The sequence below is a fragment of the Chroococcidiopsis thermalis PCC 7203 genome, assembly GCF_000317125.1.
GTDB classification, from domain to species: domain Bacteria; phylum Cyanobacteriota; class Cyanobacteriia; order Cyanobacteriales; family Chroococcidiopsidaceae; genus Chroococcidiopsis; species Chroococcidiopsis thermalis.
In genome coordinates this window covers 5,725,404-5,744,614 of sequence record NC_019695.1, presented here as the reverse complement: position 1 = coordinate 5,744,614, position 19,211 = coordinate 5,725,404, and the positions used below count along the sequence as shown (strand labels likewise).

Sequence of the window (19,211 nt, the reverse complement as noted above, 5' to 3'; positions counted from 1 at the left end):
AAAACTAGGAAATTCCGCGACGCGATCGCCCCTATTTTTCCGATTCATCTTTTTCAAAAAACGTCCGCAATCGTTCTCGCCAACTGCGATCTTGCGCCTTACGCGATCGCCCTTTGTATTCCCAATTTTCTATACCTGTAACATTTCTGGCATCTGAGGATTTACGCGAGAAGATCTCTAGCTGTACCAACCACCAATGATAAAACTGGGGATATTTGACGTTTTCGGTAGAGCAGTCTAGCAATTCCATTGCCCGTGCTTGAGGTGAGAAGGTCGTATTGCTACTGTCGTCTGTTTCTTCCAGTAGCAGCATTGCCCGCTCTCTAATTTTATGTTGAATGGTTTCGACCGATAGCCTCATGCACTCTGGGCAAATGTCACCTTGGATGAATCCTTCGTCATTGTGTAGGAGCGTGCGGACTCTACCTGATTCAAACATGCGATCGCAGACAGTACAACATAGGTGATGGGGGCATGAACTTAACTTTCGCTCCAGTCGAATCCTCATTGTAATTTTTTACTCCATCAGTGTAGTTGAGTCTGAGAGTGCAAAGACAACATTAACCGTTCGCTCCCCTAGAATTAGTCAAATTTTGAGTTAAATATTCTAAATTTCAACATTAGAAAAACTTTTATCTATAAAGGTCGTACTATTCTAAGTAGTTACACTCAGATAAGCCATATTGTTGCCAGATCGTTTGTTTTACCTTACACCCTCACCTGTAGAAAATCTAACTTAACTCTACTGTGAAAGTAAAAGCAGACGCTGACGGAATAGTAAGTTACAAAATATGATGTAGCTCTGCCAGACTAACTTACTTCATCATAGTTTTTAATGCGCCTTAAGGACGAATTCTTGCAGTACATCAAGAGGTAGCATTTGTTATCAGTACTGTAGGGGAAAGTCGTAGGAAAATACATCTCGCAACGTAAAGGCGATCTACTATTCAGCTATTTCTAGATCTTGTGTCTTTCCCTGCTCCCTTGCTACTTTTTGTTGTTGGCTGCCAGTTCTATTTTCTATATTGGCACTGAAACCCGACTGAAATGTAACGATCTAATAATTATTTGTTCATTTAGCTTCACAACTATAAGCGTGACTGCTCGAAGGTATATATTTGCTTTTGCTTTATTCAAATATCAGAACGAGGAGTCAGAGTGAGGAGAACGTTGCAGTCAATTGCAGCGCTGTTGCCGCTGTTTTTGGCGTTAGAATTTTTTGGCACGACTAGTACTGCTGTAGCATCAGGTTTTGCAATTCTCGAACAAAGCGTGCGCGGTTTAGGCAGTGCTTTTTCTAATAGTGCAGCGGCGGATGATGCCAGTACGATCTTTTTCAACCCTGCTGGATTAACTCGTCTGTCAAATAATTCGGCGATCGCGGCAGGATACTATATATCTCCTACAGCTCTGTTTCAAGATCGAGGTTCGGTCGTTGTCACTGGCGCACCTTTAACAGGTGGAGATGGCGGAGACGGCGGCGTGGATATTTTTGTCCCTAACTTCTACGCTGTCTGGAATGCCAGCGATCGCGTCAAGCTAGGTTTAGGAGTGAATTCGCCTTTTGGTCTGAAGACGAGGTACGATCGCGACTGGGTTGGGCGCTACTACGCGATTAATTCAGAACTCGTCACAATTAATATTAATCCTACTGTTGCGGCAAAACTGACAGACAACCTTTCTTTAGGTGCTGGCATCAATTTACAATATGCTGAGGCAAAACTATCAAACGCGATCGATTTTGGTTTGATTGGTGCTACGAGATTGCGTACCGCGCCTCAAGCAACTGATGGTTCTGTCGAATTAGAAGGCGATGATTGGAGTTGGGGTTATAACTTGGGGTTACTCTACGAACCCAATCGGAAAACGCGCCTCGGCTTGGCTTATCGTTCGGCAATTACCCACGATTTAGCAGGGGAGGCTGATTTTAACGTTCCTGCTGCGGTGTCAGCTTTAACCGCGACTGGACGATTTCAAGATGGTAGTATCGACGCTGAATTGAACCTACCCGATACTCTATCTCTCAATGCCTATCATCAAATTAGTTCTCGCGTTGCACTTACAGGTGACGTAACTTGGACGAATTGGAGTCGGTTTGAAGAGTTGCGCGTCACATTTGACAACCCAGCGGAACCGGATAACGTGCAGCCGGAAAATTGGCACGATACAGTGCGCTATTCTTTAGGAATTAACTATACATTAAGTCCAGTTTGGGAATTACGTGCTGGTGTTGCATACGATCCGAGTCCGGTAGATAGTACTTATAGATCGCCTAGAATTCCCGATAATAATCGTACTTGGTTAGCGATCGGTGCTAGTTTCAAAGCTTCTGATGCTATTAGTTTTGATGTCGGTTACGCTCACTTATTTGTTGATGATAGTCAGATCGATTTATCTAGCAGTACTAGCGGTAATTTGAGAGGAAGCATTGAAAGTGATGTTGATGTTGTCGGACTGCAACTAACTTGGAAATTTTGATCGAAATATACCATAGAAAATCCCCTCATCTCCTGAATTAGGGGAGCGAGGGGGGATAGAATCTAGTGTGGCGATCGCCAAAATTGTGACGAACTATTTGCTCAAGTATGAATCTATTCAGTCTGAGGGATTGTCTATGCCTATACTAAGACCACCCCCCAAGGAAATTGACACTCTACGGCGATCTGGTAATTTTACAGCAAAGCTGAAAGCGCCTGTTCTAGAATAAGCAAAGTTCGTACCGTCCGCAAAGGCAGAAATGCTGATTCCTGTAGAAACCCCGCCACAAAGACTAGCTTCGCTATCTTCTGCAATGTCTGTCAATAATTCCGAATCAATTGCTAAATGAGTCATTGTTTACCTCTCAATTTTCGTGTCAACAACAGTACAGACTTTCACTAACGCGGAAAGATTTGCCGTATGCTCAAACAATTTAGCGCTAGCGGGATTGTCCCTAGACAAATTGGTACGAAGCAAAAAATTCATGATTTATCCTGCTGAGAACGAACGGTTGGTAGTTCTTGACTTTCAATTGTCCAAGAATTGAGATAAAAATTACTGTACCTTCCACTTTGGCTAACTCGCCAACCGGCAATCAGAAAGGTAGTTGTAAAAGCTAGCCAAATACCGACTAAGCCAAATACAGCTTTATGCATCTGTCTTACTTGTATTTGATGCAAGCGAGTTTGATTCGAGTAATTTTCTTGTTGAGTAATCATCAGCTTTGTCAAGATACTGCAAAAATTTGTCATGAACTAGAGCTATTTTGTTGGCATCAATGGCATGTAAGGGAATAATGGATGCCAATTCATCAAAGTTGCGGCTACCAAGAAAAAAGCCATCCAAAAAAACATGAATGAGAAATGAATGTTTTTGCGCTTCCACAAATTATGCAGCCAAAACCAACTGCATAGCCAACCAAACAACAATAATGTCTCTTTACCAGAATATGGACCAATTTCACCAAACAGCTTGTTAGCATTGTGGCTACCTGGTATCCAACTGCCAAGCATCCAAACAAACTCATCCCACGATTTAAAAAGTACAGTTAAATGTTGGTTGACCATCATATAGAAGCAACCAAAACTAGCACTAATTAAGGCAGCGGCTGCTGAAGCAGAACTATGAGGTGGATTTTTAGAACCAACAGCTAATCCTGATGGAAAATGCTTGAGCCACTGCCAAATTTGACTGTAAATTGGCAAATCAACCGTTCTATCCTCGTCAATCAAATTTTGAGTTTTTTGGGGCGAATTTTGCTTCATTTGTCAGTTTTTCCAGTTATTCAACGATCACAAGCTATGGATTTTGGCAATACCAATACCAGTGACTAAACCACCCAAAGCAAAAAACATAATTGCCATCAACGCAATTGAGGTAGCTGCCAGAACAGGAACATTTTTCTTATCAACTATAGAGTCTCCATAGCGCCAAAGAATCCACGCACAAGCTGTTCCTAGTGGGACTGTAAACAGTACGGTAAATTCGTGATATTCCATGAACACGTTATGAACTAATGGAGAGTTTGATTGCAACCAAGCACGCGCACCACCTATAGGCGCGCGGTATCTCATATAAGCCCAGTTACCTGAAACAATAGACAGTAAGGCTAGTACTGTTGTCCAAAATGTTAACGTTCGCAGTTGCGGTAAAATCTTGCTTGCACCTCGAAGCAATGGGAAAGCTAAATGTCCTGTATAAACAGCAACTACTGTTGCCAGTATGGCGGCTGAACCGTGTACTACACCCATCCAACGTTGCCAAGGACTAGGATGCAATAAATTAAACAGAGGCAAGAATAGGAATGTTGCTGCTGATAAGATGCTAAGACCATAAACACAAACCTTAGCAATTTCTGTCTGCTTGGGAAGATTTTGTGCTTCTGGGTAAATGTGAGATGGCAACGCCATAAATTTAGATGAACTCCCGATCGATCCTGTTAGCTATTACTACTGAAAGTATCGGTAATAGCTTTAATAGTTAAGAACGTTGATGTACATTTAGAAAGTTAGCTTGAATGACTGAGATAACCTTGTAGCGAATCACTATCTTAGTCAACTCAATCTCACTTTTTGGATATACACGAACAAAAAACTTAGCTGCAAACTGAAATTCCATTTTGTTGCAACCAATTTGTTAGAAGACAATTGCAGAAAGCAAATCTTATCGCTGAAAGCAAATCTCTTAGATTGTAGGAAGCTTTCAGCGATATAGCGTCAATGCTAGAGCAATTTCACTAGCGCTCTACTGTAAGACTATAGAAGCAATCGAGGTAGAGCGAGCATAACGAAAAACTCCATCATCAATAGCTTCTACTATCACTGACGTTCTAGCGTCAGCATCTTTCGGATCTAAACCACGAGCATCAGCAAAACCATAAGCTCTGGCTGCACCGCCAGTCAAACAAATCTCATCTTCTGCTTGCAGAACTTTCAAACCTTTTATGGAATTTTCGATCATACCAATATCCTCCAAATATACAGAATATCGCAGTACTAATACAACTCCGTCTATCGATTTGTAGTTGTATTTAATAATACTGGACTGACTGCAATTGAGAATACCAGCCAATACAATTCAAAAAAGATAAGTTTACATATCTTGATTAACGATATTCTTTTGCAAACTAACATTGATATATTTTAAATTAACCGAGAACAAGCAAACGATCGAAGTAACAAAAAACTGCTCATAAAAATCACTTAAATGTTTTATAACTACACGGCTAAATTTAGCTCGATCTATGTGCATCTGAACTGCAAAATACTTGTTTTTGTTATGTAAAACATCCGAGATTATTCCTATACAGAAGAACCATTAAAAATACTAGTAAACTATATAGGTATGCTAGATTTGGATCGGCTAGATATTAAAATTACACTACGTAGCAATACACTCTATCTATTGAAGCGATCGCTTTCTTCTATCGCTCGACTCAGAAAAGTTGTTGTAGCATTAGTTTCGGTGAAAATCTCGAATAACATCTGCATCTATCCGAGCAATGTCTACTGTTTCAAAAAAAATGAGCGATCGCTCGCCGATCGCAAACTGTTGTAAATTTAATCGCCTTTGGGAATATAAAAATTAGGTTCTCTAGAAATCTCTATCCCTAAACAACTACTAACTTCTTGCGCCAACCATTCCATTTCGGGTTCGGTTAGAATCGAATCACCCCACAACTCATACCTATTTTTACCAATCCAAATATGCATGTATCGGCGGTTACCGTGATATCCATAAATTAACTTTAATGCTGACACATCTTGTTTACTTGCATTGAAAATATGGCGATACTTCCAGCCGATTATTTCATGAGTAAGCTCGATTTCCTGAGAACTGATTTTGAGTCTAACTCGCTTTAATAAATACTTCAGAACTCCCGAGATTAAAATATAATTTCCATACCACAGACCTCCAACAATTAACCATATTAAAGGATGGCTAATTCTCCAGTATGGGGAAAAAGCTATACCTGTTGCAGGAACGAGTATGAGGTTATAAAAAGTAGTAAAAGCCGTAGTAAATCCTACACCAAAATTCCAACCTTTAGCAGGAAGAAGAATTTCCAAGGTATCTGCTTTTCTAGTTAATTTGACTTTACTATCACTAGGTTGTTGGGTCGTTGAAAGAACTATATCTACAAGCTGAGGTTGAATTAATTCTTGTAATGCATGTTCGGCAGAAGTAAAACGACGTTCTAAACTTGGCTCTATCATCCGCCGCAACCACTGGGTAAATTCAAGACTGAGATTTGTCAATAACTCAAATTGAATTCGTCCGTCTTTTTGCGGTAAATCTGCCGGATGCGTTCCCGTTACCAGATAAACTAAAGTTGTACCCAAACTGTAAAGATCGGAAGCAGGAACGGTGCGATCGCCAAATTGTTCTGGTGGCATATAGCCATAAGTTCCTACTACTGTCATCGTTCCGCCTTCTTTTGCCGCTAAAGTTTGCACGGAACCGAAATCAACTAAATAGACTTGTCCGATACTGTTACCAGAGCGATCGCCCAGTAAAATATTACTCGGTTTAATATCGCGGTGTATCACTGGCGGCTGTCTGCCATGCAAATAAATTAAAATTTCTAGTACTGCTTTCGCTAGCTGTTTAATTTCTACTTCATCAAAGCTACGTCCAGATTTAAGATACTCTTCTATAGATTTTCCAGAAATATAAGTTTGTACTAAAGCAAAACCCTTGTTACCGTTATTGAAATCGAGTTCGTAATAATCTAGATAACGGGGAATCGCAGGATGAGAGATTGCTTGTAATATTTTGGCTTCCCGTTCAAATAATTTCAGTGCATCCCACTCAAAATCACTGGTGAAGGACAGGAGTTTGACAACAACTAACTCCTCAGTTTTTCTGTCACGCGCCAATAACGTGCGTCTGCCTGCTTTTTTTGCTAATTGTTGTATAATCTCATATCGCTGTTCTAGAGTATTGCTAGTCAGCGGTGTCTCCCAATCGCGATCGGACATAAGCTTAAGTCAGAAGTCAGATGTGATGGTGGTTGGTAGTTGGTGGTTAGTGGTTGGTAGTTGGTAGTTGGTAGTTACTCCTCTGCTTCTTCTGCTTCCTGTGTCTTTTTTTCAGTGTTTAACATAACTTAATATAAAGATAGAGTAGGTTTGATTTTGGCTTTATATCCATGCTAAGTAGGTTAGCGAGCGATCGCAAATCGCGTGTTGTCGTCATTGGTGCTGGAATTGGTGGACTAACGGCGGCGGCGCTGCTTGCCCGTCGCGGCTACCAGGTTTTAGTCTTAGACCAGGCAATCGTCCCTGGAGGGTGTGCCTCGACCTTTAAACGCAAAGGATTTACATTTGATGTCGGCGCGACTCAGGTAGCTGGTTTAGAACCAGGCGGAATTCATCACCGCATCTTTGCCGAATTAGAAATCGATCTACCAGAAGCAACGCCTTGCGATCCTGCTTGTGCGGTATATTTACCAGGAGAGAATCAACCGATTAATGTTTGGCGCGATCGCGCCAAATGGAAAGCCGAAAGAGAAAAACAATTTCCAGGTAGCGATCGCTTTTGGCAATTAATAGACAATCTATTTCAAGCGAGTTGGGCATTTCAAGCCCGCGATCCGGTTTTACCACCCCGCAACATCTGGGATTTGTGGCAACTGACGCAAGCCGTTCGTCCAGGGACTTTAACTACCTTACCCTATACCTTTTTGACCGTAGGCGATGCTTTACGGGGACACGGTTTGGAAGACGATTGGCGGCTACGGACGTTTTTAGATTTGCAATTAAAACTTTACTCCCAAGTCGATGCAGAGGAAACAGCTTTACTTTATGCGGCTACAGCATTAAGCGTTTCCCAATCACCGCAAGGATTGTCTCACCTTCACGGTAGTATGCAGGTGTTGAGCGATCGCTTGGTAGAAGCGTTAGAAAAATATGGTGGCAAGCTGCTGATGCGCCATAGTGTAGAGAAAGTTTTAGTTGAAAACGGCAAAGTTAAAGGTGTTTTGGTGCGCAACCAAAAAACTAAAGAAGTCAGGACAGAAACCGCAGACGAGATCGTGGCTAACGTTACGGTACAAAACTTAGTTCAGTTGTTGGGTAGAAATGCCCCCCAAGGTTACAAGCAACGTGTCGATAAATTACCCGAAGCATCGGGGGCTTTTGTCGTGTATCTCGGCGTAGATGAAACTGCGATTCCGTCAGGATGTCCGCCGCACTTGCAATTCATGTACGATCGCAATGGAGCAATCGGGGAAAATAATTCTTTATTTGTCTCCGTCAGTCGCACAGGAGACGGACGCGCCCCAGAGGGAAAAGGTACGATTATTGCTTCATCTTTTGTCGATCCGAAACCTTGGTGGCGGAGTGAAGACTATGAGGCGATGAAGGAAAAATATACTCGGGAAGCGATCGCCCGTTTGGGACAATTCTTTCACCTCACGCCAGAAACAATATTACACCAGGAAGCAGCGACACCACGCACGTTTGCCCGTTATACAGCACGCGATCGCGGTATAGTAGGCGGGATCGGTCAGAGAGTCCCGACATTTGGACCCTTTGGTTTTGCCAACCGCACCCCTGTTAAAAATTTGTGGTTAGTCGGCGACTCTACGCATCCAGGAGAAGGAACGGCTGGCGTGAGTTATTCAGCCCTAACAGTGGTGCGGCAAATCGAGGCATTGCAATAGCGAGTATGGGGCGAATTACATTCGCCTAGATGTAAGAAAAATTTGATACCGAGGCGCGATCGTTCCGTTCTTGGCAGCAGTTAACATATGAAAGCGAGAAGCCCTTCAGCCTGCTGCAAATAATTGAGCATGACTAGCCAAAACAACTCAGATAGTAACAATAAGGCATCATCTCCGAATCCAGAGATTGGGACTCAATCTCGATCGCCTTTGGATCTAGATGATTTCCAAGACAACGATACATCAAATGAGAACTTGGCAACTCAGCAAGCACTGGCAGCAATTGCTGCAATTCATGCCCAACAGCAATCGTCTTCTGCATCAAATCTCATCGTCAAACGCACGAGTTGGCGCACGGCACATCCCAGGGCTTCTTTACTTACCTTAGTCGCGATCGCGCTGATTTGCGTCGGACTGTACTTAAATAACTTTTTATGGATTGGCTGGGTGGGAACCCTGCTAGCGTTGTTACTTTCGCTGGGGGTACTTTTACCTTGGACGATAAAAGCAGTATCAGACATATTTTCTCCCCTAGAGCGATCGCTATTTGTAGCGGGGACAGGTTTAACTATTGCCTTAATTGGCTTATTCCGATTTGGAAATATCGGTCGCGCCATTATCGATTGGGCAACAAAATTAAACTGGGATGCGATCGGGGCATTAGGTGAGGTATTTGGCGCGTTAGGACAAATTTTAATTGCAGTTATTGCCGTTTATGTCGCTTGGCGACAATATGTTATTTCCAAGGACTTGACAATTCAACAAAACCTGCTGACAGTCCAGCAAAACTTAATTACCCAACAGCAAACCATCGATTCTTACTTTCAGGGAATTTCCGATCTGGTATTAGATGAAGAGGGAATGTTAGAAGATTGGCCCCAAGAACGAGCGATCGCTGAAGGACGTACGGCTGCAATTTTTAGTAGTGTCGATGCTAGCGGTAAAGCCAAAATCATTCGCTTTTTATCCCAGTCAAAGTTACTGACTCCCTTACAGCGAGATTTTCGCTTGGGTAGAGCCATTCTTAATGGTGAAGGCGGTTACTCCGAAGACCGTAACTACGGTATTCGCGTTATAGATTTAGGTGTAATGCTAGCTAGAGCAGATCTTTCTAAAACCGATTTGCGTTGGACAGATCTCTCAGAAGCTAATTTAATTGGGGCAGATCTTACCAATTGCGACTTAGTAAAAGCTAATTTTTCCCGTACCATTTTGTATGAAGCACAGCTAGTGAGTGCCGACCTCAAAAGTACTCGTTTATTTTACGGTGATGCCCAAACTGCTACACCCCGCAGTCGCAATATCGCTCCCAACTACAATACAGGAGAACAGACGGGGGCAGTCATTGAGAATGCTGATTTTACTGATGCCCAGCGCATGTCTGAATCCTTACGTTATTACTGCTGCGCTTGGGGAGGCGAAAAAACAAGAGCCACCATTCCTGGTGGCTGTGAAGGGATTCCAAATAAATTGGGACGATAAATTAAGTGGCTGATGACTAGCGGCTGGTGACTAGTGCCAGAAGGCACAAGGAAATAATACGTGTAACCTCAGACCTAATCTTTTCTAGCCACCAGCCACGAGCCACTAGTCACTAAAATGTTTAATAATCGCGTCGGCAAATTCAGAACATTTAAGCGGTTGAGCTGGGGGTTCCATCAATCGCGCTAAATCGTAAGTGACTTCACGATTGGCGATCGCATCTCCAATTCCTTTTTTGATTAATTCTGCTGCTTCTTGCCAACCCATGTATTCCAACATCATTACACCGGAAAGAATTACCGAACCAGGATTGATTCTGTCGAGTCCGGCGTGTTTTGGTGCAGTGCCGTGAGTCGCTTCAAAAATAGCGCACTCGTCGCCAATATTTGCCCCTGGACCCATCCCTAAGCCGCCGACAACCGCCGCTGCTGCATCGGATAAATAGTCTCCATTCAAATTCATAGTAGCGAGAATGGAGTATTCATCGGGTCGGGTTTGGATTTGTTGGAAAATACTATCGGCAATGCGATCGTTGACCATAATTTTATGTTTCCATTGACCGTTACCGTGCGTTTCCCAAATTTGGCTCAACACCGCTTCGACTTCCTGGCAAATTTGGGCTTTTTTATCGGCAGTCAAAGCATTGTAGCCAGGTTCGAGCTGTCGGGCGTTGTCTTCTGTACTGAGATCCGAGTTATGTTCTTTGTTGCCAAGAATCCAAGATTCGCGTTCGGTGATGCACTCTTGGCGAAACTCAGATGTTGCCAATTCGTAGCCCCAATCGCGAAAAGCGCCTTCGGTGTATTTCATAATGTTGCCTTTATGCACCAAAGTCACCATTTGTTTATTGGGAGGCAACCGTAGGGCGTGTTTAATTGCGCGTCTGACTAAGCGTTGAGAACCAGTCTTGCTGATGGGCTTGATGCCGATCCCTGCATCAAGGGGAATTTGTTTTTTACCGTGTTCGGGGGTAGCAGGGATGAGATCTTCATTCAAGATTTTAATCAGGCGATCGCCAATTTCGCTACCCTGTCGCCACTCAATACCTAGATAAATATCTTCCGTGTTTTCGCGATAAATAATCACATCTAGTTTTTCTGGGTTTTTGTGCGGGGAAGGCGTTCCAGGGTAGTAACGACAAGGGCGAACGCAGGCATATAAATCGTTAATTTGGCGCAGCGCCACGTTGAGCGATCGAATACCACCACCAATCGGTGTCGTGAGCGGACCTTTAATTGCCACGCCAAATTCTTTAATCGCCTGAAGCGTATCTTCAGGCAAATATTGATACGTTCCGTACACTTCGCAGGCTTCATCTCCAGCGTAGACTTTAAACCAGTCAATCTGTCTTTTGCCCTGATAGGCAGTTTGTACAGCAGCATCCATCACCTTTTGGGCGGCGGGCCAAATATCTACCCCCGTACCATCTCCGCGAATGAAGGGGATAATTGGATTATCGGGAACGATTGGTTCGCCATTACTGAAGGTAATTCGAGAACCAGTAGTAGGAGGAGTAATCTTCTCGTACATGGATTGCTACACCAGGAGTCTAGAAACTTTTATTTTGCCATCTGACGATGCTGTTATGGAACGCTAGCAGATTTTAACGCGAGAAAATGTAATCAGTTATCAGTTGTCAGTTATCAATGAAGAGTGGTAGTTGGTAGTTGGTAGTTGGTAGTTGGTAGTTAATTGTCATTCCCCCTTGTCCCCCTTGTCCCCCTTCGCCCCCTAATCCCCACTCCCTTCGGTCGTGGGGTCCCCGAGTTCCCCCTTGTCCCCCTTGTCCCCCTTATCCCCCTTGTCCCCCTTGTCCCCCTTATCTTCCTCCTGTCTCCTGTCTCCTCAATTTTGACTTCTGACTTCTGGCTTCTGCGTAATATAGTTAAAATTAGCGATCGGTGCTGAACTTTGTGCGTTTCTAGTGAGAGCATGACTAACCCAACCACGACATCAGATACTCCCATTGACTTTTCTGCTCTCCGCTTGCAGCTTTCGTCTGGATCGGAAAAAGTTCAACAGCAACTGATTCAACAGCTAGCAACACTAGGCGAGCCAGGTTTAGAAGTGTTGATGGAATTTTTGCTACAACGCCGCGATCGCCTACCAACTTGGATTGATGGCAAAATCTACCAAATCCTCTATCATTCCAAGTTTTCTCCGGCACGGGAACTTTTGCAAACTCACTTTCCCGCTGGAATTGTGACACTGCGATCGCAATCTAATATCGATTACAGTTCCTTACAACAGTTGTTGATTGAGGGAGACTTCCAAGCAGCAGACCGCGTGACGCTACAAAAACTTTGCGAACTGGCTGGCGCAACTGCCGTACAGCGCAAGTGGCTGTATTTTACAGAAGTCGAAAGATTTCCCATTCTCGATTTGCAAACTGTCGATACCCTCTGGTCAGTTTACTCTGAAGGAAAATTTGGCTTTTCCGTGCAGCGAGGACTCTGGTTAACTTTAGGCAAAAACTGGGAAAAACTATGGGCAAAAATTGGCTGGAAAAACGGCAACACCTGGACGCGCTACCCTGATGGATTTACTTGGAGCCTTGACGCTCCCATAGGACACCTACCTTTGTCAAATCAGCTACGCGGCAATCGTGCGATCGCCGCACTATTTTCCCATCCAGCCTGGGGGAAAAGGGAGCAGGGACGAGCTGGGAGCAGGGAGTAGGGGGACAAGGAGACCAGGAAGACAAAGGAGAACAATCACCAACTACCAACTACCAACTACCCATTACCAACTCCTTAAGAGTTAGCAAAATCTTTCTGCGCCCAATTGTTGATCCTGAATAAAAATCGGGAATCTTAAGTCTAGTAGATATCCCTGAATCTAGGGTTAGATACAGCACAACATTCATGTCGCAGGTGCGATCGCTTTCTTGCAGTGTAAGGTGGATTGGTAAATGGTGGAGCCAGAAAACAAATTATTGTGTCGAGGGGATACTGGCGTAGATCCAATGATAGATCGGCGCATGAAGGCGTTGTCGGATCTGGGCTTGTTGGAAGCTCAAACGACACCAGTTTTTGAGGAAGCAACTCAAACCGCTGCCCACCTGTTAGAAGTGCCGATCTGCATTTTGGGCTTTTTAGACCGCAATCGCCACGTATTTAAATCAGCAGTGGGTTTGTCGCGTTTGGGGCTGATGAATCCACTAGCGCAGGAAAGACAATTACCAATCCACGAATCTTTTTGTACCCAAGTTGTTGAAACGAGTCAAATAATTAACGTTGGCGATACCCGCACTCATCCTGCCTTTGCCAACAGCGTCTTAGTCCAGCGTTACGGTATTCTTGCTTACCTGGGAGTTCCATTGATTGACTCCTCCGGTTTATGCTTGGGTGCGATCGCGGTGATGGATTTAGAAACTCGCAATTTCAGCATCCAACAAATGAAATTTCTCGAACTCATGGCTCGCTGGAGTATGAGTGAATTCGAGCGCAATCGACTACTCAAAATGCAGCAGTTGGAGCCACTAGAACAGCAGGCAATCGAGATTGCACCGCCAGTTCTCAACCCTGCACCAGCAATTTCTTTCTCACCTCCTACTGCTTCACCAGAAGCCCTTTCCATTGTCCAAGTTAAACTCAAGTTGCTAGAGCAGCTCACCCAAGAACTCAGAACTCCTCTAACATCAATTTTAGGAATGGCAAATGTCGTAGGACGAGAAATTTACGGTCCTTTGACGACGAAACAGAAAGAATATCTCGAAATTATTCAAAATAGCGGTCGATATCTCCTCTCCCTAGTTAATGAAGTGTCTCAGTTGGGAGTCGTAGAAGAATATTCCCTTGGTCTTAATTTAACGACTGTAGATATTGAAATGCTTTGCCAGCAGATACTCAACACTTTAGATGAGGTCGCCAAACGCAAAGAACAAAAATTACGACTGTCGCTAGAGCCTGCGAAAAGTCGTATGTGGGTGCTGGATAAAGACAAGGTAAGACAGCTAATCTATCACCTCATATCGAGTATGATTCAAGCTGCTACTAGTGGGAGTGCGATCCGCATTCACATTTCCTATAAAAGCAACTCTACGCTCGATCGCGGGGGACAAAGTAATCTTTTGAATCTGGCAATTTCAGTTTCTCATCCTTGGTTAGGAGAAGGATTAACCCCCGTCGATCCCTACTTAGGGCAAATTTCTGCTTTTCATGGTTCTCGTACTGGCGACGAAAGGCAGGAGTCAAAAAGCAAGAAGTCGATGCACGAGCATGACGATCGCGGGGAAGACAAGACAGAATTAGTCAATGTCAATAGCTTCAATCGTTCTTGTGAAAGCCTACGCTTGTTGCTCAGCCGCGCTTTAGCAGAACTACACGGTGGTCAAATTGATATTTTAGGCACTCCAGAATCTGGCTATCGTTATGTCGTCAGTCTTCCTGAGTTAACATTGGCGCAAGCTAATGCTGAAATTTAATTTTAATGCAGTTCGAGCCGATCGCACTTGCATCTGAAATAAAAATGAGATCGGCTTTAAAAGTTATACAGTTGTTAGCCTTAGCAATGTTCCTTATTGGCGTTGCCAAACTTTAATATAGTCAATGTCAAAATAGCTAGGAAACGGTGTGGATTCATCTGGAAGTTTATTCGTCCAAATGGGACCGAGTGCTAGAGTCGTTAAAATATACATTGGTTTTTGGGGAATATTTTGGCTGTTTGTATAGCGCATCCGCTCCACTCCATCTACGTACCAAATTATGGCATTTGGTTCCCATAGCACTGCGTAAACGTGGTAGTTTTCTGAAAAATCAAAGTTATTACCCCACGATAAAGATGAGTATGTGGGCTTACCGCGATCGTTGATATAGTGCAAGACCATCAGCACGCTTTTCGTATCTGAACCAAAAAACTCCCCGATATTCACTTCTGGAGGCCAGTTTCTATCCTCTGCGGCAAGCCACATCGTAGGCCAAAAACCCCTACCTTTAGGTACTTTGGCACGTATTTCTACAAAGCCGTACTGAAATGCATACCTTTGGTGGGAAGAAATCATCCCAGAAGTGTACTGGAATGTAGCATTATAAGCATTCCAAATGCGTTTTTGAGTGCGTAAACGCAAAATTCCATCTTGTACCAGCACTTCCTCTGGTAAAAACCATTGGATTTCTTGCGCTCCATGATTGGCACATCCCCTTCCCAAATGCCACCAATAGCAAGTATCCCATTTGAGCGGATCGAGAGATGTACCATTGAATTCATCCTCGAATACCACCCGCCAGTTATCTGCCCGCACAACAGATGGGTTGAATAATGTTGTTGCGATAATAGCAAAACTAAGCAAAGTTGGTCGAACGCTCTTTCGCAACCACAAGCCGTATTTCATATTTGTAGAACATTTGCAGAGTTATTTTCAGTCAATTGACTTCATTTCGTGTTTAACACTTGGTTGTCAATTGCCCTTTAAGAATTTGGTAAGATTTTATATTTACGAGTAGTAATTTGGCAATATCTCTTGCTACTCGCAATAATTTATTTTGGTATTATAAATGGATCTATGATACAAAATGCACTGCATTTTTTATAGGTAATAGCTTCAGTACTTAGAACAAATTGGAGAAAGGTTGAGAAATCCATAAATATATTTTAAGCATGTGTAACCGAAATGTATTGTTATTGACTTTTTTTAAAAATCCTATCTATCTCTAGATATAACTTTATCCTTGCTATAGCCCACTGAACAATTATAGAGAAAAAAACCTAGCGTGCGGACATCAATAGCCCTTGATAATTTCTATAATTCCAACAGAATTGTGGGGAGAAACAAGAAAGACTTGTGGCAAAGCGATCGCGCGTAACTGAGAGTACTCAGCATTTTCTTGTCAACTTACAAGTACTAATGGATACCACCAGGAATGTATTCAATCACAATCGTAAACTTGTAGAGATAATTGTGACTGACATTGTGTATTAAGCTAAAGCAAATAAAATTCGCAATTAAGGTAAGTCAAGTCAGCCTAACGTTGACTTAAGATAGACCAATCCCTATCTCGCAGCTCATGTTTATGAACTCAGTTTGGCAGCAATTTACTTTATCTAGCTTGCCGCTGCAAGAATGGCGACGTGCAAGCTACTTACACCGTTCTGTTGTCGGGCTATTTAGTACTTGGCGACAGGGTAGCTGGCTGATGCAATGGTCGGAAGCCTTAGCAGCTTTATTAGTCAGTTTGGTCTTTGCGCTCGCGCCATTTGTCTCCAACGACCTAATTGGCGTGTTACTCTTTGCTTGTGCTAGCTTCTGGGTACTGCTGACTTTAACAGACGAACGGCGTTATGCTTCAGAGCGTGCCAATACTCTGACTCCAATTCATTTATTGGTATTGCTTTACTGGGGTATCTCTACAGTAGCTACAGCACTATCGCCCGTCAAAGCCGCTGCTTTCGTAGGTTGGCAAAAGTTGACGCTATATTTAGTTCTGTTTGCCTTGACTGCGAGGATTTTACGATCGCCCCGCATTCGTTCTTGGCTGATTACCCTCTACCTCCACGTAGCGCTGATTGTGAGCATTTACGGTTTGCAGCAGTGGTTTTATGGGGCAAATGCTCTAGCTACTTGGGTCGATACTCAATCTAATCTCACCCGCATTACCCGCGTATACAGCTATCTTGGCAATCCTAACTTGCTAGCTGGCTATCTACTACCAGCCGTGGTTTTGAGTCTGGTTGCTGTCTTTGCTTGGCAGCGCTGGGTTCCCAAGTTGCTAGCACTAACAATGTTCGTTGTCAATAGTGCCTGTCTCGTCCTCACCTTTAGTCGTGGTGGTTGGATGGGATTACTCGTAGCGATTTTTGCCGTGTTGGTACTATTGGTGTATGTGTTGAGCGTCCATTTCCCCCCATTTTGGCGTACTTGGTCGCTACCATTGCTTATCGGTGGCGTAACGTTGGTATTAGTAGGTGGGGTGTTGTTTGTCGAACCAATCCGCGATCGCTTTTTGAGTATCTTCGCTGGAAGGGGTGACAGCAGCAACAATTTTCGCATCAACGTTTGGATAGCAGTGATTGAGATGATTAAAGACCGTCCGATTTTAGGGATCGGTCCTGGGAACACTGCCTTTAACAAAATTTATCCGCTTTACCAATTGCCTCGTTACAATGCCCTAAGTGCCTACTCAATCTTGTTGGAAGTAGCCGTAGAAACTGGTTTGGTTGGTTTAGCTTGCTTGTTATGGTTACTGGTTGTCACCTTCAACTCAGGGTTGCAACAACTGCGCCGTTTGCGGCAAACTGGCAGTCGAGAAGCATTTTGGTTAATTGGGGCGATCGCGGCTTTATTTGGAACTCTGGTTCACAATATCGCCGATACTGTCTGGTATCGTCCTGAAATCAACACGATTTGGTGGTTTATGGTAGCGATTATTGCTAGTTACTATGCTGCCCCAGTCACGCGATCGGATCTTTTGGCTAATTCCTCTTTCAATCGCGGTTCGGATAGCTAATCTCGGTGGATATGTATTTGTAGGGGCGCACAGCTGTGCGCCCCTACAGTTTGTGTGCGCCCCTACAGTTTGTGTGCGCCCCTACAGTTTGTGTGCGCCCCTACATTGTGTGCGCCCCTACATTGTGTGCGCCCCTACAGTTTGTGTGGGACAGATCGTTAAAAATCAACAACAGCCCTCCTCTTTTCCCAAAAAGGCAGTACAACAATACAGTAATACAACCGGATTGAGATCGAGCTGTGGGAAAAATGCAATTGATGGATAGACTGCGCTTGGGTGCGGCTGTATTGACAGCAAAAACCGTGACTTTCGGGGTGCGATCGCTACGTCTGGGTGCGGCTAGCGTTTTACCAGGAGAAATTGCCCGTCGTCTTCAGCCAAAGTTGTTGCAACTGCTGAGTTGTCAGGTGAAGCAAGGAGTTATTCTCATTGCGGGGACGAACGGTAAAACTACCACATCCTTACTACTACGCACGATGTTGGAACGTCAAGGTTGGCGGGTTGTCCACAATGCAGCGGGGGCGAATTTAGAAAATGGTTTGATGACAGCGCTGTTACAAAATACTAATCCCATCGGTACGTTAGATGCAGACTTTGCCATTTTAGAAGTAGACGAAAATATTGTTCCCAAGGTGTTAGCACCTCTACAACCTCGGCTAATTCTGGCATTAAACTTGTTTCGCGATCAGCTGGATCGCTACGGGGAAGTCGATACAATTAGCAGGCGTTGGGGACAAGCGATCGCACCTTTACCGTCAGAAACTATTATTGTTGCCAATGCTGACGATCCTACCTTGGCTTACATGGGGCAACAACTCAGTCAAAATGTTTTATTCTTTGGCTTGAGCGAACCAGAACATTATCTTGATGAAATTCCCCATGCTGTAGACTCAATTTATTGTCCCAGTTGCGGTACTCGCCTGGTTTATCAAGGGGTTTATCTTTCACACCAGGGAGATTATAACTGTCCTAACTGTGGTTTTCACAAACCATCTCTGGCGATCGCTAGTCGGGAATGGGAGCAAATTTTAATTGGGTTGTATAACAAATACAATACTCTAGCAGCGGTGTTATCAGCACAGCAACTTGGCGTAGATGAAGCGATAATCCGCGATACTATAGCTAACTTTCAGGCGGCTTTTGGACGTGCTGAAGAGTTGCAAGTTCGCGGTAAACACGTCCGCATTCTCTTGTCTAAAAATCCTGTGGGGATGAATGAAACAATTCGGGCAGTGAATGAGGTAAGAGGCGAGAGGCAAATCGAAGCGGAATCGCGTCAACTTGCGCCTGTGTTGATGGTTTTGAATGACAGAATACCCGATGGTACAGATGTTTCGTGGATTTGGGATGTGGATACAGAAAAGTTAGTCGAACGAGGAGGGACTTTAATAGTCAGTGGCGATCGCGTTTACGATATGGCTTTGCGTTTGCGTTACAGTCAGCCGGAGATAGATAGCAAAATGAATTTGGTTGTGAAGGAAGATTTAAAAGAGGCGATCGCAACTGCTTTGGAACAAACTCCAGCACATGAGACATTACACATTTTGCCTACATATTCTGCCATGTTAGAAGTGCGGGAGATTTTGACAGGAAGGAAGATTTTGTAAGGGGTGGTAATTGGTAATTGGTAATTGGTAATT

Annotated in this window: 18 protein-coding genes; 8 read left to right on the top strand and 10 right to left on the bottom strand. The window is 43.8% G+C overall.

The window, feature by feature from the left end:
* Window positions 1-31: 31 nt before the first annotated feature.
* Complete coding sequence (locus CHRO_RS25065) at window positions 32-508, bottom strand: hypothetical protein (protein ID WP_015157031.1); 477 nt, start codon at window positions 506-508, stop codon at window positions 32-34.
* 650 nt (window positions 509-1,158) lie between these two features.
* On the opposite strand from CHRO_RS25065, the gene CHRO_RS25060 reads away from it, so the two are divergent.
* Entirely contained in the window at window positions 1,159-2,478 is a 1,320-nt protein-coding gene (locus CHRO_RS25060) for an OmpP1/FadL family transporter (RefSeq protein WP_015157030.1), read from the top strand.
* A 117-nt stretch (window positions 2,479-2,595) separates the two neighbouring features.
* On the opposite strand, the gene CHRO_RS25055 is transcribed toward CHRO_RS25060, so the two are convergent.
* From CHRO_RS25055 to CHRO_RS25035, 5 genes are all read right to left on the bottom strand, one after another.
* Entirely contained in the window at window positions 2,596-2,832 is a 237-nt protein-coding gene (locus tag CHRO_RS25055) for a hypothetical protein (protein WP_015157029.1), read from the bottom strand.
* Window positions 2,833-2,960: 128 nt separating this feature from the next.
* A complete protein-coding gene (locus CHRO_RS25050) occupies window positions 2,961-3,197 on the bottom strand; it encodes a hypothetical protein (protein WP_106168019.1) in 237 nt (78 codons plus the stop codon).
* Window positions 3,198-3,239: 42 nt separating this feature from the next.
* Window positions 3,240-3,743 carry a hypothetical protein gene (locus tag CHRO_RS25045; RefSeq protein ID WP_015157027.1) on the bottom strand — a complete coding sequence of 168 codons (504 nt, stop codon included), beginning with the start codon at window positions 3,741-3,743 and terminating at the stop codon, window positions 3,240-3,242.
* Between the two features lie 27 nt (window positions 3,744-3,770).
* Window positions 3,771-4,388, bottom strand: a complete 618-nt coding sequence (locus CHRO_RS25040) for a hypothetical protein (protein ID WP_015157026.1) — start codon at window positions 4,386-4,388, stop codon at window positions 3,771-3,773.
* 334 nt (window positions 4,389-4,722) lie between these two features.
* Window positions 4,723-4,938: a hypothetical protein gene (locus CHRO_RS25035; RefSeq protein ID WP_015157024.1), complete on the bottom strand. Its 216-nt coding sequence runs from the start codon at window positions 4,936-4,938 to the stop codon at window positions 4,723-4,725.
* A 384-nt stretch (window positions 4,939-5,322) separates the two neighbouring features.
* On the opposite strand from CHRO_RS25035, the gene CHRO_RS25030 reads away from it, so the two are divergent.
* Window positions 5,323-5,535 carry a hypothetical protein gene (locus tag CHRO_RS25030; protein WP_041462629.1) on the top strand — a complete coding sequence of 71 codons (213 nt, stop codon included), beginning with the start codon at window positions 5,323-5,325 and terminating at the stop codon, window positions 5,533-5,535.
* Window positions 5,536-5,537: 2 nt separating this feature from the next.
* On the opposite strand, the gene CHRO_RS25025 is transcribed toward CHRO_RS25030, so the two are convergent.
* Window positions 5,538-6,959 carry a serine/threonine protein kinase gene (locus CHRO_RS25025; RefSeq protein ID WP_015157023.1) on the bottom strand — a complete coding sequence of 474 codons (1,422 nt, stop codon included), beginning with the start codon at window positions 6,957-6,959 and terminating at the stop codon, window positions 5,538-5,540.
* 170 nt (window positions 6,960-7,129) lie between these two features.
* Here CHRO_RS25025 and crtD point away from each other — a divergent pair, with 170 nt between their 5' ends.
* Complete coding sequence (gene crtD / locus CHRO_RS25020; RefSeq protein ID WP_015157022.1) at window positions 7,130-8,644, top strand: C-3',4' desaturase CrtD; 1,515 nt, start codon at window positions 7,130-7,132, stop codon at window positions 8,642-8,644.
* Between the two features lie 129 nt (window positions 8,645-8,773).
* A complete protein-coding gene (locus CHRO_RS25015) occupies window positions 8,774-10,126 on the top strand; it encodes a pentapeptide repeat-containing protein (protein ID WP_015157021.1) in 1,353 nt (450 codons plus the stop codon).
* 105 nt (window positions 10,127-10,231) lie between these two features.
* On the opposite strand, the gene CHRO_RS25010 is transcribed toward CHRO_RS25015, so the two are convergent.
* The gene (locus CHRO_RS25010) at window positions 10,232-11,656 is read right to left on the bottom strand and encodes an NADP-dependent isocitrate dehydrogenase (protein WP_015157020.1); all 1,425 of its coding nucleotides are present in this window, start codon (window positions 11,654-11,656) and stop codon (window positions 10,232-10,234) included.
* 158 nt (window positions 11,657-11,814) lie between these two features.
* The gene (locus CHRO_RS30920; protein ID WP_181824234.1) at window positions 11,815-12,060 is read right to left on the bottom strand and encodes a hypothetical protein; all 246 of its coding nucleotides are present in this window, start codon (window positions 12,058-12,060) and stop codon (window positions 11,815-11,817) included.
* Here CHRO_RS30920 and CHRO_RS25005 point away from each other — a divergent pair.
* Both CHRO_RS25005 and CHRO_RS25000 read left to right on the top strand, forming a co-directional pair.
* A complete protein-coding gene (locus CHRO_RS25005; RefSeq protein ID WP_015157019.1) occupies window positions 12,059-12,805 on the top strand; it encodes a GUN4 domain-containing protein in 747 nt (248 codons plus the stop codon). The two genes, CHRO_RS30920 and CHRO_RS25005, sit on opposite strands and share 2 nt — an antisense overlap.
* Window positions 12,806-13,037: 232 nt before the next feature.
* Window positions 13,038-14,552, top strand: coding sequence for a GAF domain-containing sensor histidine kinase (locus tag CHRO_RS25000; RefSeq protein WP_015157018.1), 1,515 nt, complete (start codon window positions 13,038-13,040; stop codon window positions 14,550-14,552).
* Between the two features lie 93 nt (window positions 14,553-14,645).
* Here the strand turns inward: CHRO_RS25000 and CHRO_RS24995 are convergent, their stop codons facing one another.
* Entirely contained in the window at window positions 14,646-15,458 is an 813-nt protein-coding gene (locus tag CHRO_RS24995; RefSeq protein WP_015157017.1) for a glycoside hydrolase family 16 protein, read from the bottom strand.
* Window positions 15,459-16,137: 679 nt separating this feature from the next.
* Here CHRO_RS24995 and CHRO_RS24990 point away from each other — a divergent pair.
* Together CHRO_RS24990 and CHRO_RS24985 are read left to right on the top strand one after the other, a co-directional pair.
* Window positions 16,138-17,571, top strand: a complete 1,434-nt coding sequence (locus CHRO_RS24990) for an IctB family putative bicarbonate transporter (protein ID WP_015157016.1) — start codon at window positions 16,138-16,140, stop codon at window positions 17,569-17,571.
* Window positions 17,572-17,819: 248 nt separating this feature from the next.
* A complete protein-coding gene (locus CHRO_RS24985; RefSeq protein ID WP_015157015.1) occupies window positions 17,820-19,178 on the top strand; it encodes a Mur ligase family protein in 1,359 nt (452 codons plus the stop codon).
* Window positions 19,179-19,211: the final 33 nt, after the last annotated feature.

Coding starts and splice junctions, on each gene's coding strand:
- CHRO_RS25050 (WP_106168019.1), bottom strand. CDS start 3,197: ATGATTACTCAACAAGAAAATTACTCGAATCAAACTCGCTTGCATCAA.
- CHRO_RS24985 (WP_015157015.1), top strand. CDS start 17,820: ATGCAATTGATGGATAGACTGCGCTTGGGTGCGGCTGTATTGACAGCA.
- CHRO_RS24990 (WP_015157016.1), top strand. CDS start 16,138: ATGAACTCAGTTTGGCAGCAATTTACTTTATCTAGCTTGCCGCTGCAA.
- crtD (WP_015157022.1), top strand. CDS start 7,130: ATGCTAAGTAGGTTAGCGAGCGATCGCAAATCGCGTGTTGTCGTCATT.
- CHRO_RS25065 (WP_015157031.1), bottom strand. CDS start 508: ATGAGGATTCGACTGGAGCGAAAGTTAAGTTCATGCCCCCATCACCTA.
- CHRO_RS25045 (WP_015157027.1), bottom strand. CDS start 3,743: ATGAAGCAAAATTCGCCCCAAAAAACTCAAAATTTGATTGACGAGGAT.
- CHRO_RS25025 (WP_015157023.1), bottom strand. CDS start 6,959: ATGTCCGATCGCGATTGGGAGACACCGCTGACTAGCAATACTCTAGAA.
- CHRO_RS25010 (WP_015157020.1), bottom strand. CDS start 11,656: ATGTACGAGAAGATTACTCCTCCTACTACTGGTTCTCGAATTACCTTC.
- CHRO_RS25005 (WP_015157019.1), top strand. CDS start 12,059: ATGACTAACCCAACCACGACATCAGATACTCCCATTGACTTTTCTGCT.
- CHRO_RS24995 (WP_015157017.1), bottom strand. CDS start 15,458: ATGAAATACGGCTTGTGGTTGCGAAAGAGCGTTCGACCAACTTTGCTT.
- CHRO_RS25035 (WP_015157024.1), bottom strand. CDS start 4,938: ATGATCGAAAATTCCATAAAAGGTTTGAAAGTTCTGCAAGCAGAAGAT.
- CHRO_RS25015 (WP_015157021.1), top strand. CDS start 8,774: ATGACTAGCCAAAACAACTCAGATAGTAACAATAAGGCATCATCTCCG.
- CHRO_RS25000 (WP_015157018.1), top strand. CDS start 13,038: ATGGTGGAGCCAGAAAACAAATTATTGTGTCGAGGGGATACTGGCGTA.
- CHRO_RS30920 (WP_181824234.1), bottom strand. CDS start 12,060: ATGCTCTCACTAGAAACGCACAAAGTTCAGCACCGATCGCTAATTTTA.
- CHRO_RS25055 (WP_015157029.1), bottom strand. CDS start 2,832: ATGACTCATTTAGCAATTGATTCGGAATTATTGACAGACATTGCAGAA.
- CHRO_RS25040 (WP_015157026.1), bottom strand. CDS start 4,388: ATGGCGTTGCCATCTCACATTTACCCAGAAGCACAAAATCTTCCCAAG.
- CHRO_RS25030 (WP_041462629.1), top strand. CDS start 5,323: ATGCTAGATTTGGATCGGCTAGATATTAAAATTACACTACGTAGCAAT.